General features: G+C 65.8%; 35 protein-coding genes. All 35 read left to right on the top strand.

The annotated features are described in order from the left end of the window. Positions 1-36 precede the first annotated feature (36 nt). The 35 genes from fusA (at position 37) to truA (ending at position 23,287) form a co-directional block, all read left to right on the top strand. Entirely contained in the window at positions 37-2,139 is a 2,103-nt protein-coding gene (fusA, locus tag JOD27_RS17665; RefSeq protein WP_204763290.1) for an elongation factor G, read from the top strand. Positions 2,140-2,288: 149 nt separating this feature from the next. Further along, a complete protein-coding gene (tuf, locus tag JOD27_RS17660; protein ID WP_204763289.1) occupies positions 2,289-3,482 on the top strand; it encodes an elongation factor Tu in 1,194 nt (397 codons plus the stop codon). A gap of 586 nt (positions 3,483-4,068) precedes the next feature. After that, the gene (rpsJ, locus tag JOD27_RS17655) at positions 4,069-4,374 is read left to right on the top strand and encodes a 30S ribosomal protein S10 (RefSeq protein ID WP_003938093.1); all 306 of its coding nucleotides are present in this window, start codon (positions 4,069-4,071) and stop codon (positions 4,372-4,374) included. Between the two features lie 27 nt (positions 4,375-4,401). Next, positions 4,402-5,052 (top strand): 50S ribosomal protein L3, encoded by a 651-nt coding sequence (rplC, locus tag JOD27_RS17650; protein WP_109628779.1) that lies wholly within the window; start codon positions 4,402-4,404, stop codon positions 5,050-5,052. Beyond that, positions 5,052-5,738, top strand: coding sequence for a 50S ribosomal protein L4 (gene rplD, locus JOD27_RS17645; RefSeq protein WP_204763288.1), 687 nt, complete (start codon positions 5,052-5,054; stop codon positions 5,736-5,738). The genes rplC and rplD overlap by 1 nt, the downstream gene beginning before the upstream one ends. Continuing rightward, on the top strand, positions 5,735-6,034 hold the full coding sequence (gene rplW, locus JOD27_RS17640) for a 50S ribosomal protein L23 (RefSeq protein WP_090046572.1): 300 nt from the start codon (positions 5,735-5,737) through the stop codon (positions 6,032-6,034). The genes rplD and rplW overlap by 4 nt, the downstream gene beginning before the upstream one ends. A 19-nt stretch (positions 6,035-6,053) precedes the next feature. Beyond that, the gene (gene rplB, locus JOD27_RS17635) at positions 6,054-6,887 is read left to right on the top strand and encodes a 50S ribosomal protein L2 (protein WP_109628772.1); all 834 of its coding nucleotides are present in this window, start codon (positions 6,054-6,056) and stop codon (positions 6,885-6,887) included. A gap of 18 nt (positions 6,888-6,905) precedes the next feature. Next, positions 6,906-7,187: a 30S ribosomal protein S19 gene (rpsS, locus tag JOD27_RS17630; RefSeq protein WP_015105260.1), complete on the top strand. Its 282-nt coding sequence runs from the start codon at positions 6,906-6,908 to the stop codon at positions 7,185-7,187. A gap of 34 nt (positions 7,188-7,221) precedes the next feature. After that, the gene (gene rplV / locus JOD27_RS17625) at positions 7,222-7,620 is read left to right on the top strand and encodes a 50S ribosomal protein L22 (protein WP_204763287.1); all 399 of its coding nucleotides are present in this window, start codon (positions 7,222-7,224) and stop codon (positions 7,618-7,620) included. Continuing rightward, complete coding sequence (gene rpsC / locus JOD27_RS17620; RefSeq protein ID WP_189259759.1) at positions 7,620-8,444, top strand: 30S ribosomal protein S3; 825 nt, start codon at positions 7,620-7,622, stop codon at positions 8,442-8,444. Before rplV ends, rpsC begins: the two co-directional genes overlap by 1 nt. 3 nt (positions 8,445-8,447) lie before the next feature. Further along, positions 8,448-8,867 (top strand): 50S ribosomal protein L16, encoded by a 420-nt coding sequence (gene rplP, locus JOD27_RS17615; protein WP_030473461.1) that lies wholly within the window; start codon positions 8,448-8,450, stop codon positions 8,865-8,867. Beyond that, positions 8,867-9,109 (top strand): 50S ribosomal protein L29, encoded by a 243-nt coding sequence (gene rpmC, locus JOD27_RS17610; protein WP_030473460.1) that lies wholly within the window; start codon positions 8,867-8,869, stop codon positions 9,107-9,109. The genes rplP and rpmC overlap by 1 nt, the downstream gene beginning before the upstream one ends. Beyond that, positions 9,106-9,387: a 30S ribosomal protein S17 gene (rpsQ, locus tag JOD27_RS17605; RefSeq protein WP_189259760.1), complete on the top strand. Its 282-nt coding sequence runs from the start codon at positions 9,106-9,108 to the stop codon at positions 9,385-9,387. The genes rpmC and rpsQ overlap by 4 nt, the downstream gene beginning before the upstream one ends. A gap of 70 nt (positions 9,388-9,457) precedes the next feature. Next, complete coding sequence (gene rplN, locus JOD27_RS17600; RefSeq protein WP_089949053.1) at positions 9,458-9,826, top strand: 50S ribosomal protein L14; 369 nt, start codon at positions 9,458-9,460, stop codon at positions 9,824-9,826. A 2-nt stretch (positions 9,827-9,828) separates the two neighbouring features. Continuing rightward, a complete protein-coding gene (rplX, locus tag JOD27_RS17595) occupies positions 9,829-10,143 on the top strand; it encodes a 50S ribosomal protein L24 (protein ID WP_030473457.1) in 315 nt (104 codons plus the stop codon). Positions 10,144-10,145: 2 nt separating this feature from the next. Further along, complete coding sequence (gene rplE / locus JOD27_RS17590; protein WP_090046580.1) at positions 10,146-10,709, top strand: 50S ribosomal protein L5; 564 nt, start codon at positions 10,146-10,148, stop codon at positions 10,707-10,709. Between the two features lie 4 nt (positions 10,710-10,713). Next, positions 10,714-10,899 carry a type Z 30S ribosomal protein S14 gene (locus JOD27_RS17585; protein WP_109628763.1) on the top strand — a complete coding sequence of 62 codons (186 nt, stop codon included), beginning with the start codon at positions 10,714-10,716 and terminating at the stop codon, positions 10,897-10,899. A gap of 138 nt (positions 10,900-11,037) precedes the next feature. After that, complete coding sequence (gene rpsH / locus JOD27_RS17580; RefSeq protein WP_204763286.1) at positions 11,038-11,436, top strand: 30S ribosomal protein S8; 399 nt, start codon at positions 11,038-11,040, stop codon at positions 11,434-11,436. Positions 11,437-11,448: 12 nt separating this feature from the next. Next, positions 11,449-11,988 (top strand): 50S ribosomal protein L6, encoded by a 540-nt coding sequence (gene rplF / locus JOD27_RS17575; protein ID WP_204763285.1) that lies wholly within the window; start codon positions 11,449-11,451, stop codon positions 11,986-11,988. Position 11,989: 1 nt separating this feature from the next. Next, positions 11,990-12,391 carry a 50S ribosomal protein L18 gene (rplR, locus tag JOD27_RS17570; protein ID WP_239567182.1) on the top strand — a complete coding sequence of 134 codons (402 nt, stop codon included), beginning with the start codon at positions 11,990-11,992 and terminating at the stop codon, positions 12,389-12,391. Between the two features lie 34 nt (positions 12,392-12,425). After that, the gene (gene rpsE, locus JOD27_RS17565) at positions 12,426-13,034 is read left to right on the top strand and encodes a 30S ribosomal protein S5 (RefSeq protein ID WP_030473451.1); all 609 of its coding nucleotides are present in this window, start codon (positions 12,426-12,428) and stop codon (positions 13,032-13,034) included. 2 nt (positions 13,035-13,036) lie between these two features. Continuing rightward, positions 13,037-13,219 (top strand): 50S ribosomal protein L30, encoded by a 183-nt coding sequence (gene rpmD / locus JOD27_RS17560; RefSeq protein ID WP_189259764.1) that lies wholly within the window; start codon positions 13,037-13,039, stop codon positions 13,217-13,219. Then, positions 13,216-13,656 carry a 50S ribosomal protein L15 gene (gene rplO / locus JOD27_RS17555; RefSeq protein ID WP_204763284.1) on the top strand — a complete coding sequence of 147 codons (441 nt, stop codon included), beginning with the start codon at positions 13,216-13,218 and terminating at the stop codon, positions 13,654-13,656. The genes rpmD and rplO overlap by 4 nt, the downstream gene beginning before the upstream one ends. A 1,305-nt stretch (positions 13,657-14,961) precedes the next feature. Next, positions 14,962-16,272 (top strand): preprotein translocase subunit SecY, encoded by a 1,311-nt coding sequence (gene secY, locus JOD27_RS17550; RefSeq protein WP_204763283.1) that lies wholly within the window; start codon positions 14,962-14,964, stop codon positions 16,270-16,272. Continuing rightward, a complete protein-coding gene (locus JOD27_RS17545; protein WP_204763282.1) occupies positions 16,273-16,833 on the top strand; it encodes an adenylate kinase in 561 nt (186 codons plus the stop codon). It abuts the gene before it with no gap. Between the two features lie 53 nt (positions 16,834-16,886). Beyond that, a complete protein-coding gene (gene map, locus JOD27_RS17540) occupies positions 16,887-17,669 on the top strand; it encodes a type I methionyl aminopeptidase (protein ID WP_204763281.1) in 783 nt (260 codons plus the stop codon). A 108-nt stretch (positions 17,670-17,777) separates the two neighbouring features. Further along, the gene (locus tag JOD27_RS17535; protein WP_204763280.1) at positions 17,778-18,452 is read left to right on the top strand and encodes a hypothetical protein; all 675 of its coding nucleotides are present in this window, start codon (positions 17,778-17,780) and stop codon (positions 18,450-18,452) included. Between the two features lie 122 nt (positions 18,453-18,574). Then, positions 18,575-18,796, top strand: coding sequence for a translation initiation factor IF-1 (infA, locus tag JOD27_RS17530; protein WP_005166804.1), 222 nt, complete (start codon positions 18,575-18,577; stop codon positions 18,794-18,796). A gap of 25 nt (positions 18,797-18,821) precedes the next feature. Next, on the top strand, positions 18,822-18,935 hold the full coding sequence (gene rpmJ / locus JOD27_RS17525) for a 50S ribosomal protein L36 (protein ID WP_010148647.1): 114 nt from the start codon (positions 18,822-18,824) through the stop codon (positions 18,933-18,935). Between the two features lie 218 nt (positions 18,936-19,153). Beyond that, entirely contained in the window at positions 19,154-19,534 is a 381-nt protein-coding gene (rpsM, locus tag JOD27_RS17520) for a 30S ribosomal protein S13 (RefSeq protein WP_189257491.1), read from the top strand. A gap of 37 nt (positions 19,535-19,571) precedes the next feature. After that, the gene (gene rpsK, locus JOD27_RS17515; protein ID WP_030472036.1) at positions 19,572-19,979 is read left to right on the top strand and encodes a 30S ribosomal protein S11; all 408 of its coding nucleotides are present in this window, start codon (positions 19,572-19,574) and stop codon (positions 19,977-19,979) included. 23 nt (positions 19,980-20,002) lie between these two features. Next, positions 20,003-20,608 (top strand): 30S ribosomal protein S4, encoded by a 606-nt coding sequence (gene rpsD / locus JOD27_RS17510; RefSeq protein WP_189257492.1) that lies wholly within the window; start codon positions 20,003-20,005, stop codon positions 20,606-20,608. Between the two features lie 163 nt (positions 20,609-20,771). Further along, entirely contained in the window at positions 20,772-21,830 is a 1,059-nt protein-coding gene (locus JOD27_RS17505) for a DNA-directed RNA polymerase subunit alpha (RefSeq protein ID WP_109628746.1), read from the top strand. Between the two features lie 48 nt (positions 21,831-21,878). Then, positions 21,879-22,436 carry a 50S ribosomal protein L17 gene (rplQ, locus tag JOD27_RS17500; RefSeq protein WP_204763279.1) on the top strand — a complete coding sequence of 186 codons (558 nt, stop codon included), beginning with the start codon at positions 21,879-21,881 and terminating at the stop codon, positions 22,434-22,436. A 59-nt stretch (positions 22,437-22,495) separates the two neighbouring features. Further along, positions 22,496-23,287: a tRNA pseudouridine(38-40) synthase TruA gene (gene truA, locus JOD27_RS17495; RefSeq protein WP_204763278.1), complete on the top strand. Its 792-nt coding sequence runs from the start codon at positions 22,496-22,498 to the stop codon at positions 23,285-23,287. Positions 23,288-23,618 lie beyond the last annotated feature (331 nt).

Genomic DNA, 23,618 nt, shown 5'->3' with positions numbered 1-23,618 from the left:
TAGTGAGCTGACAAGCTCAAGACAGGGGAAAGACCCGTGGCACAGGACGTGCTCACTGATCTTGCCAAGGTCCGCAACATCGGGATCATGGCGCACATCGACGCGGGCAAGACCACGACGACTGAGCGGATCCTCTTCTACACGGGGATCAGCTACAAGATCGGCGAGGTCCACGACGGCGCGGCCGTGATGGACTGGATGGAGCAGGAGCAGGAGCGCGGCATCACCATCACGTCCGCCGCGACGACCTGCTACTGGAAGAACCACCAGATCAACCTGATCGACACGCCCGGCCACGTCGACTTCACCGTCGAGGTCGAGCGCAACCTGCGCGTCCTCGACGGCGCCGTTGCCGTCTTCGACGGCAAGGAGGGCGTCGAGCCGCAGTCCGAGCAGGTCTGGCGGCAGGCGACCAAGTACGACGTCCCGCGCATCTGCTTCGTCAACAAGATGGACAAGCTCGGCGCGGACTTCTACTTCACCATCCGCACCATCTCCGAGCGCCTCGGCGCGAAGCCGCTCCCGATTCAGATCCCGATCGGTGCCGAGAGCGACTTCATCGGCGTCGTCGACCTGGTCGAGATGCGCGCTCTGACGTGGCGTGGCGAGGTCCAGAAGGGCGAGGACTACACGGTCGAGGAGATCCCGGCCGACCTCGTCGACAAGGCGCAGGAGTACCGCGAGGGACTGCTGGAGGCCGTCGCTGAGACCAGCGACGAGCTGATGGAGAAGTTCCTCGAGGAGGGCGACCTCACGGTCGACGAGATCAAGGCGGGTATCCGCAAGATCGTCGCCGAGGGTTCCGCCTACCCGGTGCTGTGCGGTTCCGCGTTCAAGAACAAGGGCGTTCAGCCCATGCTCGACGCGGTGATCGACTTCCTGCCGTCGCCGCTGGACCTCCCGCCGGTCGAGGGCACGCTGCAGGACGGCGAGACCATCGCGACCCGCAAGGCGTCGTCGGACGAGCCGTTCTCCGCGCTGGCGTTCAAGATCGCCGTGCACCCGTTCTTCGGCAAGCTGACCTACATCCGGGTCTACTCGGGCAAGGTCGCCTCCGGCACCCAGGTCGTCAACGCGACCAAGGACCGCAAGGAGCGCATCGGGAAGATCTTCCAGATGCACGCCAACAAGGAGAACCCGGTCACCGAGGCCATCGCCGGTCACATCTACGCCGTGATCGGTCTGAAGGACACGACGACCGGTGAGACCCTTGCCGACCCGGCGCACCCGATCGTCCTCGAGTCGATGACGTTCCCGGAGCCGGTCATCCAGGTCGCCATCGAGCCCAAGACGAAGGCCGACCAGGAGAAGCTGGGCACCGCGATCCAGAAGCTCGCTGAGGAGGACCCGACCTTCCGGGTCAACCTGGACGAGGAGACCGGCCAGACCATCATCGCCGGCATGGGCGAGCTCCACCTGGACATCCTGGTGGACCGCATGCGCCGCGAGTTCAAGGTCGAGGCCAACATCGGCAAGCCTCAGGTGGCGTACCGGGAGACCATCCGCAAGGCGGTGGAGAAGTACTCCTACACCCACAAGAAGCAGACCGGTGGTTCCGGCCAGTTCGCGAAGGTGCTCGTCACCGTCGAGCCGCTGCCGAAGACCGAGGACGGCGCTCTCTACGAGTTCGTCAACGCGGTCACCGGTGGTCGCATCCCGCGTGAGTACATCCCGTCGGTCGACGCGGGTGCGCAGGACGCGATGCAGTACGGCGTGCTGGCGGGCTACCCGCTGGTCGGCGTGAAGGTGACGCTGCTCGACGGCGCCTACCACGAGGTCGACTCCTCGGAAATGGCGTTCAAGATCGCTGGTTCGATGGCCCTCAAGGAAGCCGCCCGTCAGGCGTCTCCCGCGATCCTCGAACCGATCATGGCCGTCGAGGTCACGACGCCCGAGGACTACATGGGTGAAGTGATCGGCGACCTGAACTCCCGCCGTGGCCAGATCCAGGCCATGGAGGAGCGCAGCGGTACCCGTGTCGTCAAGGCGCTGGTCCCGCTGTCGGAAATGTTCGGGTACGTGGGTGACCTGCGGTCCAAGACCCAGGGTCGTGCCAACTACTCGATGGTGTTCGACTCCTACGCAGAGGTTCCCGCGAACGTCTCGAAGGAGATCATCGCGAAGGCGACTGGGGAATAACCCCGCACCGGAGCACCGCAGTTCCACCGCGGGCTCTCCGGGGTTAAGTCCCTGGGGTCCGCACTATCCGACCCTGACGTGTAAGTCCGGCGGGCGGCCACTACATTGCCCGCCGGACCAGCAAAGAAGAAGTCCAGGAGGACAATCCAGTGGCGAAGGCGAAGTTCGAGCGGACGAAGCCGCACGTCAACATCGGCACCATCGGTCACATCGACCATGGCAAGACCACGCTGACCGCGGCGATCTCCAAGGTTCTGCACGACGCGTACCCCGATGTGAACGCTTCGTTCGCGTTCGACCAGATCGACAAGGCGCCGGAAGAGAAGCAGCGCGGCATCACGATCTCGATCGCGCACATCGAGTACCAGACGGAGAACCGTCACTACGCGCACGTCGACTGCCCCGGTCACGCCGACTACATCAAGAACATGATCACCGGTGCGGCGCAGATGGACGGCGCCATCCTGGTGGTCGCGGCGACCGACGGCCCGATGCCGCAGACGAAGGAGCACGTCCTCCTGGCCCGCCAGGTCGGCGTCCCCTACATCGTCGTTGCGCTCAACAAGGCCGACATGGTCGACGACGAGGAGATCCTGGAGCTCGTCGAGCTCGAGGTCCGCGAGCTGCTCTCCGAGTACGAGTTCCCGGGCGACGACCTGCCGGTCGTGCGCGTTTCGGCGCTGAAGGCGCTGGAGGGCGACGAGACCTGGGGCAAGTCCGTTCTGGAGCTCATGGCCGCCGTCGACTCGGCGATCCCGGAGCCGGAGCGCGAGGTTGACAAGGCGTTCCTCATGCCCGTCGAGGACGTCTTCACGATCACCGGTCGTGGCACGGTCGTCACCGGCCGTATCGAGCGCGGCATCATCAAGGTCAACGAAGAGGTCGAGATCGTCGGCATCAAGGAGACCTCGAAGAAGACCACGGTCACCTCGATCGAGATGTTCAAGAAGTTCCTCGACGAGGGCCAGGCCGGCGACAACGCCGCCCTGCTGCTCCGCGGCATCAAGCGCGAGGAGGTGGAGCGCGGCATGGTCATCGTCAAGCCGGGCACCACGACCCCGCACACCGAGTTCGAGGCGCAGGTCTACATCCTGTCCAAGGACGAGGGTGGCCGCCACACGCCGTTCTTCAACAACTACCGTCCGCAGTTCTACTTCCGGACCACGGACGTGACCGGCGTTGTGACGCTGCCCGAGGGCACCGAGATGGTCATGCCGGGTGACAACACCTTCATGTCGGTCAAGCTGATCCAGCCGATCGCCATGGACGAGGGCCTCCGCTTCGCGATCCGCGAGGGTGGCCGCACCGTCGGCGCCGGCTCGGTCACCAAGATCGTCAAGTGACCCAGCTGTAGCCAGCAGTTCGGCGCAAGGCCGGGCCAACGACTCGTTGGTCCGGCCTTCGTCGTTCACCGACGTGAGTTGTGCGACAGCTCACGTCACCCCGCGCAGGGTGCGGCGGGAGCAGATCCACTGCGGAGATTCCGTTGCCGCACAACGGAACCGTCACGAGTGTCGCTCCACATGCGACGAACACGGCGGTTCACCGGCCAAGATCCGCACGTGATCTGCCTCCAACTCACCCACCCCGATTTGGAGCGCCTCACGCCCGTGTGGCATCCTTTACGGGTTGCTCGACGAAGGCCGAGCCACTTCGTGTGTGCCCGTGCCCTTCACCGAGCGTCCGCGCCCTGTTAGTGAACGCCTCCTTGCGGAGATGGGCATCAGGGTGCATGGGCTGTGGTAGGCCCAATCCCACCGGGGAGACCTTGAGTGGGACCGGTATGCGCACCGGGCGCGACACGCCCGACCGCGTGGACCGGGCACCATGACACTTCAACAGGGGCGGAGCGCGCCAAGAGGCTGTAACAGGCCTCATCCGAGGCACCGCACCGCAGCGGTACGAGAAGCAGAGGAACGGCAAGCCATCATGGCGGGACAAAAGATCCGCATCCGGCTCAAGGCCTACGACCACGAAGCGATCGACGCGTCTGCGCGCAAGATCGTGGAGACCGTGACGCGCACCGGCGCTCGGGTCGTCGGGCCGGTGCCGCTGCCCACCGAGAAGAACGTGTACTGCGTCATCCGCTCGCCGCACAAGTACAAGGACTCGCGCGAGCACTTCGAGATGCGCACGCACAAGCGACTGATCGACATCCTCGACCCGACGCCGAAGACGGTGGACGCGCTCATGCGCATCGACCTGCCGGCCAGCGTCGACGTCAACATCCAGTAAGCGTTGGGCGCGGAGAGTAACGGACCAATGTCTGACAGGCAGATCAAGGGCATCCTGGGCACCAAGCTCGGCATGACTCAGGTCTTCGACGAGAACAACCGGGTCGTCCCGGTGACCGTCGTGAAGGCTGAGCCGAATGTCGTCACCCAGGTTCGCACCGAGGAGAAGGACGGCTACACGGCCATCCAGCTGGCGACCGGCGCGATCGACCCGCGCAAGGTCAACAAGCCCGTCGCGGGCCACTTCGCCAAGGCCGGGGTCACGCCCCGTCGCCACCTGGTGGAGCTGCGCACGGTCGACGCCAGCGAGTACGAGGTCGGCCAGGAGATCACCGCTGAGGTGTTCGAGGCCGGCGCTGTTGTCGACATCACCGGCACCAGCAAGGGCAAGGGCACCGCGGGTGTCATGAAGCGCCACAACTTCCGGGGCCTCGGCTCCAGCCACGGCACCCAGCGCAAGCACCGCTCGCCGGGTTCCATCGGTGGCTGCGCCACCCCGGGTCGCGTCTTCAAGGGTCTGCGCATGGCCGGCCGCATGGGCCACGTGCGCGTCACGACCCAGAACCTGAAGGTGCACAAGATCGACGTGGAGAACGGCCTGCTGCTCATCAAGGGCGCCGTTCCCGGTCCCAAGGGCGGTCTGGTGTTCGTCAAGACGGCCGCGAAGGGTGGTGCCTGATGTCGACGGTTGAGATCCGTACGCCGGACGGCAAGTCCGCCGGCACGGTCGAGCTTCCCGCCGCCGTGTTCGACGCGCAGGCGAACGTCGCGCTGCTGCACCAGGTCGTCGTGGCCCAGCAGGCCGCGGCTCGCCAGGGCACGCACGCCACGAAGACCCGCGGCGACGTCTCCGGTGGTGGCAAGAAGCCGTACCGCCAGAAGGGCACCGGTCGTGCCCGCCAGGGTTCGACGCGTGCGCCGCAGTTCGCCGGCGGTGGCGTCGTCCACGGTCCGCAGCCGCGTGACTACACGCAGCGGACCCCCAAGAAGATGAAGGCCGCCGCCCTGCGTGGCGCCCTCTCCGACCGCGCTCGTGCCAACCAGGTGCACGTGGTGTCCGGTCTGGTGGACGGGGACACCCCGTCGACCAAGACGGCCCGCAAGGTGCTCGAGTCGGTCACCCAGGCTCGTCGCGTGCTCGTGGTGCTGAACCGCACCGACGAGGTCGCGTGGGTCAGCGTGCGCAACCTGCCGCACGTGCACGTGATCGCTCCCGACCAGCTCAACACGTACGACGTGCTGGTCAACGACGACGTGGTGTTCACGAAGGACTCGCTCGACGTGTTCTTGGCGAGCAAGGCGCAGAACGGCGCCGGCTCCGCTGAGGCCGCGGCGGTCGCAGTGGACGAGGAGGCCTCGAAGTGATCCCCGACCACAGGGACGTCCTGCTCGCGCCGGTGATCTCCGAGAAGTCCTACGGGCTTCTCGAGGAGAACAAGTACACCTTCCTGGTGGCGCCGGGCTCGAACAAGACGCAGATCAAGATCGCCGTGGAGAAGGTCTTCGGCGTGAAGGTCGTCAGCGTCAACACCATCAACCGGCAGGGCAAGCGCAAGCGCACCCGCACCGGGTTCGGCAAGCGCAAGGACACGAAGCGCGCGATCGTGACCCTGTCCTCGGACAGCAAGCCGATCGAGATCTTCGGCGGCCCTGCCGCCTGATGACGAGGACTGCGTAGAGATGGGCATTCGCAAGTACAAGCCGACGACCCCGGGTCGTCGCGGTGCGAGCGTCTCCGACTTCGCCGAGATCACTCGGTCGACTCCGGAGAAGTCGCTGATCCGCCCGCTGCACGGGCGGGGCGGCCGCAACGCGTCGGGCAAGATCACCACGCGGCACAAGGGTGGCGGTCACAAGCGGGCCTACCGCCTGATCGACTTCCGCCGCAACGACAAGGACGGCGTGCCGGCCAAGGTCGCTCACATCGAGTACGACCCCAACCGCACCGCGCGCATCGCGCTGCTGCACTACGCAGACGGCGAGAAGCGCTACATCGTCGCACCGGAGAAGCTGAAGCAGGGCGACACGGTTGAGAACGGCCCCAAGGCCGACATCAAGCCGGGTAACAACCTGCCGCTGCGCAACATCCCGGTCGGCACCGTGATCCACGCGATCGAGCTCCGCCCCGGTGGCGGCGCGAAGATCGCCCGCTCGGCTGGCGCCTCGGTCCAGCTCGTGGCGAAGGACGGCCCGTACGCCCAGCTGCGGATGCCCTCGGGCGAAATCCGCAACGTGGACGTCCGCTGCCGCGCCACGATCGGCGAGGTCGGCAACTCCGAGCACCAGAACATCAACTGGGGCAAGGCAGGCCGCATGCGGTGGAAGGGCAAGAAGCCCACCGTCCGCGGTGTCGCCATGAACCCCGTTGACCACCCGCATGGTGGTGGTGAGGGCAAGACCTCCGGTGGTCGCCACCCGGTCAACCCGGCTGGTAAGCCCGAGGGGCGTACCCGCCGCCGCAAGCCAAGCGACAAGCTCATCGTCCGGCGTCGTCGCACCGGTAAGAAGCGCTGAGCAGGGAGGGAGTGAAGGATGCCTCGCAGCCTTAAGAAGGGCCCCTTCGTGGACGACCACCTGCTCAAGAAGGTGGACGTTCTCAACGAGTCGGGCAAGAAGACCGTCATCAAGACGTGGTCCCGCCGGTCCACGATCATCCCGGACATGCTGGGCCACACCATCGCGGTGCACGACGGCCGTAAGCACGTCCCGGTGTTCGTGACCGAGGCCATGGTCGGGCACAAGCTGGGCGAGTTCGCCCCGACCCGCACCTTCAAGGGCCACATCAAGGACGACCGGAAGTCTCGTCGCCGCTAGGCGTCGAACTGAGAAGAGCAAGGGAAAAGCAGCGATGAACGCCCGTAAGGACGCTGAGGCGCAGGAGTTTCCGCGCGCCGTGGCTCGGGCTCGCTACGTCCGCGACACCCCCATGAAGGTCCGTCGCGTCGTCGAGCTCATCAAGGGTCGTAACGCCAGCGAGGCCCTGGCCGTGCTCCAGTTCGCGCCCCAGGCCGCTTCTGAGCCGGTCGCGAAGGTGCTCGCCAGCGCCATGGCCAACGCCGAGAACAACCTGTCCCTGGACCCCGACACCCTCTGGGTTTCGGCGGCCTACGTGGACGAGGGTCCGACCCTCAAGCGTTTCCGCCCGCGTGCCCAGGGCCGCGCGTACCGGATCCGCAAGCGGACGAGCCACATCACCATCGAGGTGGAGTCTCGTCCCAAGAAGACCAGCGTGAAGGGAACGCGGTAGTGGGCCAGAAGATCAACCCGCACGGCTTCCGGCTGGGGATCACCACCGACTGGAAGTCCCGCTGGTACGCAGACAAGCAGTACGCCGAGTACGTGGCCGAGGATGTCAAGATCCGTCGGCTGCTCTCGCGCGGCATGGAGCGTGCCGGCATCTCCAAGGTGGAGATCGAGCGCACCCGTGACCGGGTTCGCGTCGACATCCACACCGCCCGGCCGGGCATCGTCATCGGCCGTCGTGGTGCCGAGGCGGACCGCATTCGCGGTGAGCTCGAGAAGCTCACCAAGAAGCAGGTCCAGCTGAACATCCTCGAGGTGAAGAGCCCCGAGTCGGACGCGCAGCTCGTCGCGCAGGGCGTTGCCGAGCAGCTGTCCAACCGCGTTGCCTTCCGCCGCGCGATGCGCAAGGCCATTCAGTCGGCCATGCGTTCGCCGCAGGTCAAGGGCATCCGCGTGCAGTGCGGCGGTCGCCTGGGCGGCGCCGAGATGTCCCGCTCGGAGCACTACCGCGACGGCCGCGTGCCGCTGCACACGCTCCGTGCCGACATCGACTACGGCTTCTTCGAGGCCCGCACCACGTTCGGCCGTATCGGCGTCAAGGTGTGGATCTACAAGGGTGACGTGGTCGGCGGCATCTCCGCCAAGCGCGAGCGCGACGCGGCCCCCTCGGCCGAGCGTGCCCCGCGCCGCGACCGCGGCGAGCGTCCGAACCGGGCCCGTCGCTCGGGTGCCAGCGGCACCACGGCGACGAGCACCGAGGCCGGTCGTGCCGCTGCTGACGCTGCCGTCAGCGAGGCCCCGGCTGCTGCAGAGAAGACGGAGAGCTGAGTCATGCTCATCCCGCGCAGGGTCAAGCACCGCAAGCAGCACCACCCCAAGCGGTCGGGTGCTGCCAAGGGCGGCACGAAGGTCACCTTCGGTGAGTACGGCATCCAGGCTCTGGAGCCGGCCTACGTGACGAACCGGCAGATCGAGTCCGCTCGTATCGCCATCACTCGCCACATCCGCCGTGGCGGCAAGGTCTGGATCAACATCTTCCCGGACCGTCCGCTCACGAAGAAGCCGGCCGAGACCCGCATGGGTTCCGGTAAGGGTTCGCCGGAGTGGTGGGTGGCCAACGTCAAGCCGGGTCGCGTCCTCTTCGAGATGGCCTTCCCGAACGAGCAGGTCGCTCGCGAGGCGCTCCGCCGCGCGATCCACAAGCTCCCGATGAAGTGCCGCATCGTTACGCGTGAGGGTGGTGAGTTCTGATGGCAGCGGGTACCACCGCTTCCGAGCTGCGTGAGCTCACCGAGGAAGAGCTCGTGCTGCGTCTGAAGGAGTCGAAGGAAGAGCTCTTCAACCTTCGCTTCCAGATGGCCACGGGCCAGCTCGACAACAACCGGCGGCTGCGCACGGTCCGGCACGACATCGCCCGGATCTACACCGTGATGCGGGAGCGGGAGCTCGGCCTCTCCGCTTCGCCGGAATCCACTGGTGAGGGTGCGGCATGACCGACAGCAACGAAGTTCAGACCGAGAAGCGCAACGACCGCAAGGTCCGCGAGGGCCTCGTCGTGTCCGACAAGATGGACAAGACGATCGTGGTTGCGCTGGAAGACCGCAAGAAGCACCCGCGTTACTCCAAGGTCATGCGCTCCACCACCAAGGTGAAGGCGCACGACGAGGAGAACACGGCGGGCGTGGGCGACCGCGTCCTGCTGATGGAGACCCGACCGCTGTCGGCCACCAAGCGCTGGCGGCTCGTCGAGGTCCTCGAGAAGGCCAAGTAAGTCCTTTCTAGACAGACCGAGCCCGTCGGGTCGGAAATCCGGCGGGCCAGGAATGGTCAGGAGCAAGTAAGTGATTCAGCAGGAGTCGCGGCTTCGTGTCGCCGACAACACTGGTGCGAAGGAGATCCTTTGCATCCGTGTTCTCGGTGGCTCTGGCCGCCGCTACGCGGGCATCGGCGACATCATCGTCGCGACCGTCAAGGACGCGATCCCCGGTGCCGGCGTGAAGAAGGGTGACGTCGTCAAGGCGGTCGTCGTCCGCACCGTCAAGGAGCGCCGTCGTCCGGATGGCTCGTACATCCGCTTCGACGAGAACGCCGCTGTGCTCATCAAGAACGACAACGAGCCCCGCGGTACCCGCATCTTCGGCCCGGTCGGCCGCGAGCTGCGCGACAAGAAGTTCATGAAGATCATCTCGCTGGCTCCGGAGGTGCTCTGACCATGAAGGTGAAGAAGGGCGACACGGTCGTCGTCATCGCCGGCAAGGACAAGGGTGCGAAGGGCAAGGTCATCCAGGCCTACCCGGAGACCGGCAAGGTCCTGGTCGAGGGTGTCAACCGGATCAAGAAGCACACCCGGATCACGCAGACCCAGCGTGGCGCGCAGTCCGGTGGCATCGTGACCCAGGAAGCCCCGATCAACGTCTCCAACGTGATGGTGGTCGACTCGGACGGCAAGCCGACCCGTGTTGGTTACCGTACGAACGACGAGGGCAAGCGGGTCCGCATTTCCCGTCGTAACGGGAAGGACATCTGAGCATGACTACCGCAGAGAAGATCATCCCGCGGCTCAAGACGCGCTACCGCTCTGAGATCACCGGCGAGCTGCAGAAGCAGTTCAACTACGCCAACGTGATGCAGATCCCGGGCGTCGTGAAGGTCGTCGTCAACATGGGTGTCGGCGACGCCGCCCGTGACGGCAAGCTGATCGAGGGTGCCGTCAAGGACCTCTCGATCATCACCGGTCAGCGTCCCGAGGTTCGTCGGGCCCGCAAGTCCATCGCGCAGTTCAAGCTGCGTGAGGGCATGCCGATCGGCGCGCGCGTCACGCTGCGCGGCGACCGCATGTGGGAGTTCCTGGACCGCCTGCTGACGATCGCGCTGCCCCGTATCCGCGACTTCCGCGGCCTCTCGGGCAAGCAGTTCGACGGCAACGGCAACTACACGTTCGGTCTGAACGAGCAGTCGATGTTCCACGAGATCGACCCCGACTCGATCGACCGTCCCCGCGGCATGGACATCACCGTCGTCACCACCGCCACGAACGACGAGGAGGGCCGGGCGCTGCTGAAGCTCCTGGGCTTCCCGTTCAAGGAGAACTGAGTCGATGGCCAAGAAGGCGTTGATCAACAAGGCCGCGAAGAAGCCGAAGTTCAAGGTCCGGGCGTACACCCGGTGCCAGCGTTGCGGCCGCCCCCACGCGGTGTTCCGCAAGTTCGGCCTCTGCCGGATCTGCCTGCGCGAGATGGCTCACCGCGGTGAGCTGCCTGGCGTGAGCAAGTCCAGCTGGTAATTCCAAGCTCCATTACTTCGCTGTAGGCCCGCACACGACCGTCCAGTCCCTCCGCTCCATTGAATTCTCTCTGGGGTGGGAGGGCTGGTCTGGACCCTGAGCCGGTGAACCGCAGCGAGAAAGGTTGACCAGGTCACCATGACGATGACCGACCCGATCGCAGACATGCTCACTCGTCTGCGCAACGCGAACTCGGCTTACCACGACAAGGTCGTGATGCCGCACTCGAAGCTGAAGGCCAACATCGCCGAGATCCTCAAGCGCGAGGGCTACATCGCCTCGTACCGCGACGAGGAGGGCGAGGTCGCGAAGAACCTCGTCGTCGAGCTGAAGTACGGCCCGAACCGGGAGCGCAGCATCGCCGGCCTCCGCCGCGTGTCGAAGCCGGGCCTGCGCGTGTACGCGAAGTCCACCAGCCTGCCCCGAGTTCTCGGCGGCCTCGGCGTGGCGATCATTTCGACCTCTGGCGGTCTCATGACCGACCGCCAGGCCAACAAGGCAGGCGTGGGCGGAGAAGTCCTCGCCTACGTTTGGTAAGGGGGAGTAGACATGTCGCGCATCGGTAAGCAGCCGATCATTGTCCCCTCCGGGGTCGACGTGAACATCGCCGGCCAGGACGTGAGCGTCAAGGGCCCGAAGGGCACCCTGTCGCTGACGATCGCTGAGCCGATCAGCCTGGAGAAGGCCGAGGACGGCACTCTCGAGGTCAAGCGCCCGAACGACGAGCGCCGCGTCCGCGCGCTCCACGGCCTGTCGCGCACGCTGGTGCACAACATGGTTGTCGGCGTGACCCAGGGTTACGAGAAGAAGATGGAAATCCACGGCGTCGGTTACCGCGTCGCGCTCAAGGGCTCTGAGCTCGAGTTCGCGCTCGGTTACTCCCACCCCGTCAAGGTCGAGGCCCCCGAGGGCATCACCTTCGCGGTGGAGACCCCGACCCGTTTCTCCGTCTCGGGTATCGACAAGCAGCTGGTCGGTGAGGTCGCCGCCAACATCCGCAAGCTGCGCAAGCCCGACCCGTACAAGGGCAAGGGCGTCCGCTACTCGGGCGAGAAGATCCGTCGCAAGGTCGGAAAGACGGGTAAGTGACATGAGCGAGTCGACTGTTACGAAGCGCAAGCCGGTGGGCAAGGACATCTCCACCAGGCGTCGTGTTGCCAAGGCCCGTCGCCACTTCCGCCTCCGCAAGAAGGTCAGCGGCACCGCCGAGCGTCCGCGCCTGGTCGTGCACCGGTCGTCGAAGCACATCACCGTGCAGATCATCGACGACCTGAAGGGCCACACGCTGGCGTCCGCTTCCTCCATGGAGGCCGACGTGCGTGCGCTGGAAGGCGACAAGAAGGCCCGCGCGGCCAAGGTCGGCCAGCTGGCCGCGGCCCGTGCCAAGGACGCCGGTATCTCGGCGGTCGTGTTCGACCGCGGTGGTAACGCGTACCACGGCCGGATCGCTGCTCTGGCGGATGCCGCCCGCGAGGCGGGGCTGGAGTTCTGACAATGAAGATCACTGGAATTGAGAGGGACGCCTGATGCCAGGACGTACGCGTCGCGAAGGCGGCGGGGGCGAGCGCGGAGAGCGCCGCGACCGTCGTGACGGCGGCCGCGGCGGCGCGGCCCAGGAGAAGACCCCCCACCTCGAGCGCGTGGTTGCGATCAACCGCGTCTCCAAGGTGGTCAAGGGTGGTCGTCGCTTCAGCTTCACCGCCCTCGTGGTTGTCGGTGACGGCGACGGCATGGTCGGCGTCGGCTACGGCAAGGCCAAGGAAGTTCCCGCGGCCATCGCCAAGGGTGTCGAGGAGGCGAAGAAGAACTTCTTCCGCGTTCCTCGCATCGCCGGCACCATCCCGCACCCGGTGCAGGGTGAGAAGGCCGCCGGTGTGGTCCTGCTACGTCCGGCCTCGGCCGGTACCGGTGTCATCGCGGGTGGCGCTGTCCGCGCCGTCCTCGAGTGCGCCGGCGTGCACGACGTGCTGTCGAAGTCCCTGGGCTCCGACAACGCGATCAACATCGTGCACGCGACCGTGGCGGCCCTCAAGGGCCTGCAGCGTCCGGAAGAGGTCGCGGCCCGTCGTGGCCTGCCCCTCGAGGACGTCGCCCCCGCCGGCATGATCCGCGCTCGCGCGGGCCAGGGGGTCTGACCATGGCTCTCAAGATCACCCAGGTGCGCAGCACCATCGGTACGAAGCACAACCACCGCGAGTCGATGCGCACCCTCGGGCTGCGCAAGATCCGCCAGTCGGTCGTGCGTGAGGACACTCCCCAGGTCCGCGGCCTGATCCACGCCGTGCGCCACCTGGTGGAGGTCGAGGAGGTCCAGTCGTGACCATCAAGATTCACGACCTGCGTCCCGCCCCCGGAGCCAAGACCCCCAAGACTCGCGTCGGTCGTGGTGAGGGCTCCAAGGGCAAGACCGCCGGCCGCGGTACGAAGGGCACGGGCGCTCGCAAGAACGTCTCGCCGCGCTTCGAAGGTGGCCAGATGCCGCTGCACATGCGGCTGCCGAAGCTCAAGGGCTTCCGCAACCCGTTCCGCACCGAGTACCAGGTGGTGAACGTCTCCGACATCGCCGCCTCGTTCCCCGAGGGTGGTTCGGTCGACGTCGCCGCGCTGGTGCTGGCCGGGCTCGTCCGCAAGGGCGCGCTCGTCAAGGTGCTGGGCGACGGTGACGTCAGCGTCAAGCTGGACGTCACGGCGAACAAGTTCTCCAAGACCGCTGTGGAGAAGATCGCTGCTGCTGGTGGGTCCACCACTGTGGCGTGAACGTCTCGTTGAGATGTGTCTGAAGGGCCCTGAGGCTTCGCCTCGGGGCCCTTTGGCGTTTCTCCGGGGGTGTCAGACCCTCTGAGTACGTTGAGATGCAGGGGTTCCCAGCTCGGGGCAGGCCCCGGCAAAGTCGCCCTGCTGGGCTTGGCGTCTGCAAGTACCACCAACTCTTGATCGAATCGCCGCCAGCTACACCCAACTGGTTCGTCCTCTGGCGGGCCTTCGGTGCGCTGGGGCGGCCGATGCACCGCGAGTTGGCGGTGGAAAAGTGCTGGTTGATCTTGAGTTGGTGGTACTTGCAGACGCCGTTGGCGAAGCCGGGAGCGGCTGCCGGGAGCAGGGCCGGAGCCGGTTCGCCAACCTGATGGTCGCGCTCTCACGGACGTGAACAGGCAAGTTGGCTGTAGTTGGGGTGTTCTGACAACGATGTCATCGGCACCTTTCTACAACCAACCTGGTGCGGCTAGCACATAAGAGCGTTTCCACAGTCCTCGAATTGGAGGCCTCGTCGCACGGTCAGGATTCGCCAACGGAGCCTTGCAGACGCCATCAGCCAGCCGGACACGACTTTGCCGACACCCTGCCGGATCGCGGGTACCCCTGCGGTCGCCTGCCGGGTTTGGGGGCGCGTGGGTTTGTGGTCGTTCCCCGATTGCGTCGGAGTCTGCCGGTTCCGTGTCCGTAGGTTGGTTGCGGTGCGTGCGTCTGTTGCGCTGCTTTCTGGGGCTTCGCCCCAGAAAGTCAGTCTGATCAAAGACCCACCAGCGCCACGCGCAGGTAGATGGCACGCCCGTTGGTTTGGGCGGCTTGCGGTCGCGTGGGTGGTTGCGGTTCCGAGCGCGGCTCGCTCCGGCACGGCTGGTGACGGGACCCACCCCACCAGGCCCGGTATTGGGTGGTTCGGCTCGCCTTCGGCCTCGCCGCTCGGCTTCGCCGTCGCGAGACGTCTGGGGTGCGGAGTGTGCCGACCTTGGGCGTTCAAGTGGGTTCTGCGGGTAGCTGAACTTTTCCGCGTGATCGTGGGAACTGGTGAGTGGGCGCAAACGTTCGCGGCTGGCGTAATCGCTGCTCATAGCACGGATTCAGGCGGAAGGCTACCCCGGATGGCCTAGCCGGGGCGTGGGAGATCAACCGAGTGGAACCTGTGATTGGCCACTGGGTACGGGCAGGTCGTGGGGGGCTGTTAGAGTCGCCTGCTGAACCCGGATGTCCTCCGGGTTGTTTGGTCGTGGCTGCCTGCTGCGGCCTGCCAACTACCGCATGTGCCGGTCCCTGGGGGTCGGCAACGCTCAGGAGGTTCGCGTGCTCGGCGCATTCCGCTCGGCTCTCGCGACGCCGGATCTACGCAAGAAGATCCTGTTTACGCTCGGGATCATCATTGTGTACCGGCTCGGTGCGACCATGCCCGCGCCGGGCGTGTCCTTCAAGAACGTGCGGGCGTGTGCCGAACAGCTCGAAGGCCAGAACATCTACTCGCTGATCAACCTGTTCAGCGGTGGGGCGTTGCTCAACCTGTCCGTGTTCGCGCTGGGCATCATGCCCTACATCACCGCGAGCATCATCATTCAGCTCCTCACCGTGGTCATCCCGCGGTTCGAGCAGTTGAAGAAGGAAGGGCAGGCCGGTCAGGGCAAGCTGACGCAGTACACGCGGTACCTGACCATCGGGCTCGCGATTCTGCAGTCGACCGGTCTGGTGGCGCTGGCGGTGCGCGGGCAGCTGTTCGGTGAGTGCGACCAGGACGTCATTCCTGGCAAGGACAGCATCTTCACCCTCATCGTGCTGGTCATCACCATGACCGCCGGTACCTCGGTCATCATGTGGCTGGGTGAGCTCATCACCGAGAAGGGCATCGGCAACGGTATGTCGTTGCTGATCTTCACCGGTATCGCCGCCCGGATTCCCGCCGAGGGCAAGAACATCCTCAACAAGAGTGGCGTCACCTTCGCCCTTGTGTGTGTCGCCGCTCTCGTCATCATCGCGAGCGTCATCTACGTCGAGCAGGCTCAGCGCCGCATCCCTGTGCAGTACGCCAAGCGCATGATCGGCCGCCGTATGTACGGCGGTACGTCGACGTACCTTCCCCTCAAGGTGAACCAGGCCGGTGTCATCCCGGTCATCTTCGCCTCGTCGCTGCTCTACCTGCCGGACCTGATCGTCCGCCTCACCCAGGGCTCCTCTCCCGAGGCCAACTGGTTCTCAACGTTCGTGCAGACCTACCTGGTCAAGCAGTCGAGCTGGGTGCACATCAGCGTCTACTTCCTGCTGATCGTCTTCTTCACGTACTTCTACGTCGGCATCACGTTCAACCCGGACGAGCGTGCTGACGAGATGAAGAAGTTCGGTGGCTTCATCCCCGGCATCCGTCCTGGTCGTCCGACCGCCGAGTACCTCAAGTTCGTGCTGGGTCGCATCACGCTGCCCGGCTCGCTCTACCTCGGCATCGTGGCGATCCTGCCGAACCTGTTCCTGGACCTCACTGGCGACAGCCAGAACCAGAACTTCCCGTTCGGTGGCACCGCGGTTCTGATCATGGTCGGTGTCGGTCTCGACACCGTGAAGCAGATCGAGAGCCAGCTCATGCAGCGCAATTACGAAGGGTTCCTCCGCTAGATGCGACTCGTTCTCGTTGGCCCGCCCGGTGCGGGCAAGGGCACCCAGGCTGAAGTGTTGAGCCGCAAGCTCGGCGTGCCGCACATCTCGACGGGCGACCTCTTCCGGTCACACATCAGCAACCAGACCGAGCTCGGGCTCGAGGTGCAGAGCATCCTCGACGAGGGCGCGCTGGTGCCTGACTCCATCACGAACGAGATGGTGCGCAAGCGCCTGGCCGAGTCGGATGCGGCCCACGGGTTCCTGCTCGACGGGTTCCCGCGGAACGTGGCTCAGGCCGACAAGCTGGGTGAGTTCCTGGCCGTCGGTGGCCACGAGCTCGACGCCGTGCTGGAGTTCCGGGTCGACGAGGACGTCGTGGTGGAGCGGTTGCTGGCGCGCGGGCGCACGGACGACAAGGAAGACGTCATCCGGCACCGGCAGCAGGTGTACCGCAACGAGACCGCGCCGCTGCTCGACTACTACGCGGACAAGGTCATCTCCATCGACGCTGTCGGTGAGATCGACGAGATCAGTGAGCGTGCTCTCGCCGCACTGCACAACTTGCGCGACGAGAAGTGACAGGTGGACTGCTTGACCGGCTCCGCTCTGTCGTCACAGGTGGCAGCGAAAGCATGAGCAAGATCGAGATCAAGACGCCGGGCCAGCTGGAGGCGATGCGTGCCTCCGGCCTGGTCGTGGCGAGGGCGTTGCGCAACGTCGTCGACGCGGTGAAGCCCGGCGTGTCCACGTGGGAGCTCGACGAGATCGCCGAGCAGACCATCCGCGACGCCGGCGCCATTCCGTCGTTCAAGGGCTACCACGGCTTCCCGGCGAGCATCTGCGCGTCGGTGAACGAGCAGATCGTCCACGGCATCCCCAGCAAGAAGCAGGTGCTGGCAGAGGGCGACCTGATCTCGATCGACTGCGGTGCGATCCTCGAAGGCTGGCACGGCGACTCGGCCGTCACCGTCGGCTGCGGTGAGCTCTCGCCGGCCGACCACAAGCTGTCCGAGGCGACCAGGCTGTCGATGCTCGCGGGCATCGAGGCCGCGGTGCCGGGTGGGCGGCTCACGGACATCTCGTTCGCCATCGAGACCTCGGCCATCGAGTCGGGTGAGCGCGACGGCATCGAGTACGGCATCGTCGCGGACTACGGCGGCCACGGCATCGGCACCAAGATGCACATGGACCCGTTCCTGCCGAACTACGGCAAGCCCGGCAAGGGGCCGAGGCTCAAAGTCGGCATGGCCATCGCGATCGAGCCGATGCTGACGCTCGGCACGGACGACTCCCAGGAGCTCGAGGACGGCTGGACCGTCATCACGCTCGACGGGACGCGGGCCGCGCACTGGGAGCACAGCGTCGCCATCACGGAGGACGGTCCGTGGGTGCTCACGGCGCCTGAAGAGGACTAGTCCCAGAAGGCTTGGAATAACCCCGTTCGCCCTGAGGCGAGCGGGGTTATTTCGTTTGTCAACGCCGATATGGTCGGGGTGACGAACGAGTCAATGCTTGGGGGCATTGTGGGGGTCACCCGTTTCGTCCTGTCCGCCCTTCTGATTTCAGTTTCAGGCTGTGCTGCCTCTAAGCCGGCCACCGACTTCACCTACCAGGACGTTCCCGCGGACCAGATCGCCGACCGGATCTTCCTGGCCGACGCCATCGCCAAGGTCGAGCGGTGCGCGCCGCCGTTCGGCGACGTGCGGATCGTCCGGCCGAACTTCGTCAGTCCTCCGCCACCAGTCGACGGCGGGTGTGGAGGCAAGGCTCGGATCGCCGCCGGGCCCGAGTACGTCGACGCCGTGAGTCGCATCACCGCGCTGCACGACACCGTCGTGAACGAGTGGAACGCGCGGCTCAAGTCCGGACCCGAGGACGCGGAGACGCGTGCGGCCGAGGTGACGTTGCTGCGCTGCCTCGACAGGGCGGGGTTCACCCAGCGCGGGCCAGGCGACCCGTCCCTGGAGAGCTACGGCGTCGGATCGGGCGACGTAGCGCTCCACAACGCAGCTCAGAAATGCTCTGACCTGTCCGAATACGGCTATCGGATCGCCTCGCAGCGCATCCGCACGCTCAGGTCGGTGCTGGGCAAACACGAAGCCGAGATCACCGAGATCGGCAAGCTCCGGCCTGTGCTGGCGCGGTCCGTACGGCCCTCCGACGGCCCTGATGGGGCCCGATTTGGGTTGCCGGAGTGAACTGCGTACACTGGTCAGGTGGCGCACCAGTCGCGCCGGTTCAGTCATGCCCTCCGAGGTGAGATCGAGCCGGGGTGGCGCGCGTCCAAAGGTTATTACCACCGTCACGAAACGCGGAGGACATGGGCAAGAAGGACGGGGCCATTGAGGTCGAGGGCCGCGTAGTCGAGCCGCTCCCCAACGCGATGTTCCGCGTCGAGTTGGAGAACGGTCACAAGGTGCTCGCACACATCAGCGGCAAGATGCGACAGCACTACATCCGCATCCTCCCTGAGGACCGGGTTGTCGTGGAGCTCTCGCCCTACGACCTGTCCCGCGGGCGCATCGTCTACCGCTACAAGTGACCTCCAATAGCAGGAGATCTCAGGCGTGAAGGTCCAGCCGAGCGTCAAGAAGATCTGCGACAAGTGCAAGGTGATCCGCCGTCACGGCCGGGTCATGGTGATCTGCGAGAACCTGCGCCACAAGCAGCGCCAGGGCTGAGCAGTTCCACCACGCGCTCGTCGAGATCATCGATGACGCAGTAACGAGAAACTCCTCGCACCTACCGCACGTAGGGCTTCAAGCGTGCGGACACCCCCGGATTCCAGGCCGGGGCCGGGACACCGGCTGTGAGAGCAGCCGGACGACACACAGCGAGTCAGTCACCGGGATTGGGCGAGGAGCAGACCTGGAAGTAATCGACAGGAGTTAATCGCCACATGGCACGACTCGCTGGCGTCGACCTCCCCCGCGAGAAGCGGATGGAGATCGCGCTCACCTACATCTTCGGCATCGGTCGTACGCGCTCCAAGGAGCTGCTCGCCGCCACCCAGATCTCCCCTGACCTCCGGGTCAAGGATCTGAACGACGACGACCTCGCCAAGCTGCGGGACTACATCGAGACGAACTACAAGGTCGAGGGTGACCTTCGCCGTGAGGTCGCGGCCGACATCCGTCGCAAGATGGAGATCGGTTGCTACGAGGGTCTTCGGCACCGTCGCGGCCTGCCCGTTCGCGGTCAGCGCACGAAGACGAACGCCCGTACCCGCAAGGGTCCGAAGAAGACCGTGGCCGGCAAGAAGAAGGCCGGCAAGAAGTAAGACCTCGCGTCTACTGCCCTCAACTTAGGAGCTCGTTTTGCCACCGAAGTCCCGCCAGGGCGCCGGGGTCAAGAAGATCCGGCGCAAGGAAAAGAAGAACGTCTCGCACGGCCAGGCGCACATCAAGAGCACGTTCAACAACACCATCGTGTCTATCACGGACCCGATGGGCAACGTGATCAGCTGGGCGTCCGCCGGCCACGTGGGTTTCAAGGGCTCGCGCAAGTCCACGCCGTTCGCGGCGCAGATGGCTGCCGAGAACGCCGCCCGCAAGGCCGCCGAGCACGGCATGCGCAAGGTGGACGTGTTCGTGAAGGGTCCCGGCTCCGGCCGTGAGACCGCGATCCGTTCGCTGCAGGCAGCCGGTCTCGAGGTCGGCACCATCCAGGACGTGACCCCGCAGCCCCACAACGGCTGCCGCCCGCCCAAGCGGCGCCGGGTCTGAGGCACGGGGAGGAGTAAGAACTAATGGCTCGTTACACGGGACCTGCGACGCGTATCTCGCGCCGCCTGAAGGTCGACCTCGTTGGTGGGGACCAGGCGTTCGAGCGCCGTCCGTACCCGCCCGGCCAGCACGGCCGTGGCCGGGTCAAGGAGTCCGAGTACCTGCTGCAGCTCCAGGAGAAGCAGAAGGCTCGCTACACCTACGGCGTCCTCGAGAAGCAGTTCGTCCGCTACTACAAGGAAGCGGTTCGTCGTCCGGGCAAGACCGGTGAGAACCTGCTCCAGATCCTCGAGGCCCGCCTCGACAACGTGGTGTACCGCGCGGGCCTCGCCCGCACGCGTCGCCAGGCTCGCCAGCTGGTCAGCCACGGGCACTTCCTGGTCAACGGCCAGAAGGTGAACATCCCGAGCTACCAGGTGTCGAAGTTCGACATCATCGACGTGAAGCCGAAGTCCCAGCCGACGCTGCCCTTCGAGGCCGCTCGCGCTTCCTTCGGTGACCGTCCGATCCCGGCTTGGCTGCAGGTCGTCCCGTCGACCCTGCGCATCCTCGTGCACCAGCTGCCCGAGCGCGCGCAGATCGACACGCCTGTCACCGAGCAGCTCATCGTCGAGCTCTACTCGAAGTGATCCTCTCCGAGCCACTGTCTCCAAAGTGATCAAACACTGCGGACAGTGGCTCGGGTCGGGTCCCGCTTCGGCGCGAAGGGTGCGCCGAGTGCGTTTGCCGGTCTCCGCACCGGCGTCTTGACGGCGTCAAATAGCGGTCGTCGTCGTAGGAAGGAAGAACCCAGTGCTGATTTCCCAGCGCCCCTCGCTCGGCGAGGAAGCGGTCTCCGAGACCCGTTCCCGGTTCGTCATCGAGCCGTTGGAGCCGGGCTTCGGTTACACGCTCGGCAACTCGATCCGCCGCACGCTGCTGTCGTCGATCCCCGGTGCTGCTGTCACGAGCATCCGCATCGACGGCGTGCTGCACGAGTTCACCACGGTTCCCGGGGTGAAGGAGGACGTCACCGACGTCATCCTGAACCTGAAGGAGCTCGTCGTCTCGTCCGAGGAGGACGAGCCGGTGACCATGTACCTGCGCAAGCAGGGCCCCGGTGTGGTGACCGCGGGCGACATCGTGCCTCCGGCCGGTGTCACCGTGCACAACCCCGACCTGCACATCGCGACCCTGAACGGCAAGGGCAAGCTGGAGATCGAGCTCGTGGTCGAGCGCGGTCGCGGCTACGTCCCGGCCGTGCAGAACAAGCAGGCGGGCGCCGAGATCGGCCGCATCCCCGTCGACTCGATCTACTCGCCGGTTCTCAAGGTGACGTACAAGGTCGAGGCGACTCGTGTCGAGCAGCGCACGGACTTCGACAAGCTGATCCTCGACGTGGAGACCAAGCCCTCGATCACTCCGAGGGACGCGGTTGCCTCCGCGGGTAAGACCCTGGTTGAGCTGTTCGGCCTCGCTCGCGAGCTGAACATCGACGCCGAGGGCATCGAGATCGGCCCGTCGCCGGCCGAGGCCGACACCATCGCGGCGTTCGCGATGCCTATCGAGGATCTGGACCTCACGGTCCGTTCCTACAACTGCTTGAAGCGGGAAGGCATCCACACCGTCGGTGAGCTCGTGTCGCGCAGCGAGGCGGACCTGCTGGACATCCGCAACTTCGGTGCGAAGTCGATCGACGAGGTCAAGATGAAGCTCGTCGGCCTCGGCCTCGCGCTGAAGGACTCGCCTCCTGGGTTCGACCCGTCCGCCGCCGCGTCGGACTACCACCCCGCCGATGGCGGCTGGGGTGCCGGTGCCGGTCTGGACCCCCACGACGACGGTCAGGACTACGCGGAGACCGAGCAGCTCTGACGCTCTGAATCAGAGCTAGAGGATCTCTTTCAGTTACAGGAGTAAGCGATGCCCACCCCTACCAAGGGCCCCCGGCTCGGTGGGTCTCCGGCGCACGAGCGGCTGCTGCTCGCCAACCTGGCGACGGCGCTGTTCCAGCACGGCCGGATCAAGACCACTGAGGCGAAGGCGAAGCGGCTGCGTCCGTACGCCGAGAAGCTGATCAGCAAGGCCAAGGTCGGCGACCTGCACAACCGTCGCGAGATCATGAAGGTGATCCGCGACAAGGACGTCGTGCACAAGCTGATCGCGGAGATCGGTCCGTTCTTCAGCGACCGTTCCGGCGGCTACACCCGCATCACCAAGACGCTGGCGCGCAAGGGCGACAACGCCCCCATGGCCATCATCGAGCTGGTGCAGCAGAAGCTCGTCTCCACCGAGGCCGAGGCTGCGCGCAAGACCAAGTTCGCCAAGGACGAGAAGCCGGCTGAGGCCGCTGTCGTCGAGGCCGACGAGACTGCCGCAGAGGACGCCGCCGTCGAGGTTGACGGCGAGCCGACCGCTGAGGCCGTCGAGGCCGAAGAGGCTGCTGACGAGAAGGCCGAGTCCAAGAAGGACGAGTCCTGAGCAGTACGTCTGCTGACGAGCCCGTCGTTCCCGCTTCCGGGGACGGCGGGCTCGTTCGTGTGCGCCTGGACCTGGCCTACGACGGCACGGAGTTCTCGGGCTGGGCCCGCCAGCCGTCGCGCCGGACCGTGTGCGGCGTCCTGGAGGACACCATGTCGATGGTGCTGCGCGAGGACGTCGTCCTGACCGTGGCCGGGCGGACCGATGCCGGGGTGCACGCCTCGGGGCAGGTCGCCCACGTGGACTTGCCGTCCACTGTGGACGTGGATGGGCTGCCTCGTCGGCTGGCTCGGGTGCTGCCTTCCGACGTGCGGGTGTTTGCCGCTCGGGTGGTGCCGGCTGCGTTTGATGCGCGGTTCTCCGCCCTGCGGCGGCACTACGAGTACCGGGTTACGGATGCTGCTTTCGGGGCGCATCCGATGCGGCGGCTGGACACGTTGGCCTGGCCGCGGCCGCTCGATGTCTCCGCTATGAACGCTGCGGCCGAGTTGTTGCTGGGGGAGCACGACTTTTGCGCGTTCTGCAAGCGGCGTGAAGGAGCTACCACGATCCGGGAGCTGCAGCGGCTCGAGCTGGTGCGTGCTTCGGACGGTGTGATCACCGCGTTTGTTTCCGCTGATGCTTTTTGCCACTCGATGGTTCGGTCGCTCATCGGGGCGTTGCTGGCTGTCGGGGAGGGGCGGAAGGCGGTCGAGTGGCCGGGGTCGCTCTTGTCGCTCCACGCTCGATCCAGCGGCGTGACCGTGGCTCCTGCGCACGGGTTGAGCCTGGTGCGGGTTGATTTTCCGGCTGATTCGGAGCTGGCCGCTCGGGCTGAGGCGACTCGGAGGGTTCGGACGCTGTCCAGCTGACCTGGGCTGTTGGGGGCCGGTTCCAGCGTGGTTGCGTGGGTCTTGATGAGTCGGGTCATTTCATCGCCGCTTCGCGAGGGCCCTTGCGAGGCGCGTATCGGCCTATGAAAGCCGGGAATGAAGAGCCCGGCCGATCAGAACGCGGTACTACCTCGCACTCAAGTCAAGCCCCAATCGCCTGCGTACGTGGCTGCGTTTGTGCGGCCGCGTTCCGCGAAATTACCGCTAGCCGGTGGGGTACAGGTCTTTCCGGCTCGCTTCGCATCGCGGTTTCGGGACGTGCCTCGGCTTGGTCATTGCCTCAGGAGTGTCAGACCTGCCGGGTACGTTG

Origin of the sequence: Lentzea nigeriaca (assembly GCF_016907955.1) — a bacterium.
GTDB lineage: Bacteria > Actinomycetota > Actinomycetes > Mycobacteriales > Pseudonocardiaceae > Lentzea > Lentzea nigeriaca.
This window is presented reverse-complemented; position numbering and strand designations above follow the sequence as displayed.

Excerpts from the sequence above, each read along its gene's own strand:
- rpsJ (WP_003938093.1), top strand. The coding sequence starts at position 4,069 with ATGGCGGGACAAAAGATCCGCATCCGGCTCAAGGCCTACGACCACGAA.
- rplC (WP_109628779.1), top strand. The coding sequence starts at position 4,402 with ATGTCTGACAGGCAGATCAAGGGCATCCTGGGCACCAAGCTCGGCATG.
- rplD (WP_204763288.1), top strand. The coding sequence starts at position 5,052 with ATGTCGACGGTTGAGATCCGTACGCCGGACGGCAAGTCCGCCGGCACG.
- rplB (WP_109628772.1), top strand. The coding sequence starts at position 6,054 with ATGGGCATTCGCAAGTACAAGCCGACGACCCCGGGTCGTCGCGGTGCG.
- rpsS (WP_015105260.1), top strand. The coding sequence starts at position 6,906 with ATGCCTCGCAGCCTTAAGAAGGGCCCCTTCGTGGACGACCACCTGCTC.
- rplV (WP_204763287.1), top strand. The coding sequence starts at position 7,222 with ATGAACGCCCGTAAGGACGCTGAGGCGCAGGAGTTTCCGCGCGCCGTG.
- rplP (WP_030473461.1), top strand. The coding sequence starts at position 8,448 with ATGCTCATCCCGCGCAGGGTCAAGCACCGCAAGCAGCACCACCCCAAG.
- rpmC (WP_030473460.1), top strand. The coding sequence starts at position 8,867 with ATGGCAGCGGGTACCACCGCTTCCGAGCTGCGTGAGCTCACCGAGGAA.
- rpsQ (WP_189259760.1), top strand. The coding sequence starts at position 9,106 with ATGACCGACAGCAACGAAGTTCAGACCGAGAAGCGCAACGACCGCAAG.
- rplX (WP_030473457.1), top strand. The coding sequence starts at position 9,829 with ATGAAGGTGAAGAAGGGCGACACGGTCGTCGTCATCGCCGGCAAGGAC.
- rplE (WP_090046580.1), top strand. The coding sequence starts at position 10,146 with ATGACTACCGCAGAGAAGATCATCCCGCGGCTCAAGACGCGCTACCGC.
- JOD27_RS17585 (WP_109628763.1), top strand. The coding sequence starts at position 10,714 with ATGGCCAAGAAGGCGTTGATCAACAAGGCCGCGAAGAAGCCGAAGTTC.
- rpsH (WP_204763286.1), top strand. The coding sequence starts at position 11,038 with ATGACGATGACCGACCCGATCGCAGACATGCTCACTCGTCTGCGCAAC.
- rplF (WP_204763285.1), top strand. The coding sequence starts at position 11,449 with ATGTCGCGCATCGGTAAGCAGCCGATCATTGTCCCCTCCGGGGTCGAC.
- rplR (WP_239567182.1), top strand. The coding sequence starts at position 11,990 with ATGAGCGAGTCGACTGTTACGAAGCGCAAGCCGGTGGGCAAGGACATC.
- rpsE (WP_030473451.1), top strand. The coding sequence starts at position 12,426 with ATGCCAGGACGTACGCGTCGCGAAGGCGGCGGGGGCGAGCGCGGAGAG.
- rpmD (WP_189259764.1), top strand. The coding sequence starts at position 13,037 with ATGGCTCTCAAGATCACCCAGGTGCGCAGCACCATCGGTACGAAGCAC.
- JOD27_RS17545 (WP_204763282.1), top strand. The coding sequence starts at position 16,273 with ATGCGACTCGTTCTCGTTGGCCCGCCCGGTGCGGGCAAGGGCACCCAG.
- map (WP_204763281.1), top strand. The coding sequence starts at position 16,887 with ATGAGCAAGATCGAGATCAAGACGCCGGGCCAGCTGGAGGCGATGCGT.
- infA (WP_005166804.1), top strand. The coding sequence starts at position 18,575 with ATGGGCAAGAAGGACGGGGCCATTGAGGTCGAGGGCCGCGTAGTCGAG.
- rpsM (WP_189257491.1), top strand. The coding sequence starts at position 19,154 with ATGGCACGACTCGCTGGCGTCGACCTCCCCCGCGAGAAGCGGATGGAG.
- rpsD (WP_189257492.1), top strand. The coding sequence starts at position 20,003 with ATGGCTCGTTACACGGGACCTGCGACGCGTATCTCGCGCCGCCTGAAG.
- rplQ (WP_204763279.1), top strand. The coding sequence starts at position 21,879 with ATGCCCACCCCTACCAAGGGCCCCCGGCTCGGTGGGTCTCCGGCGCAC.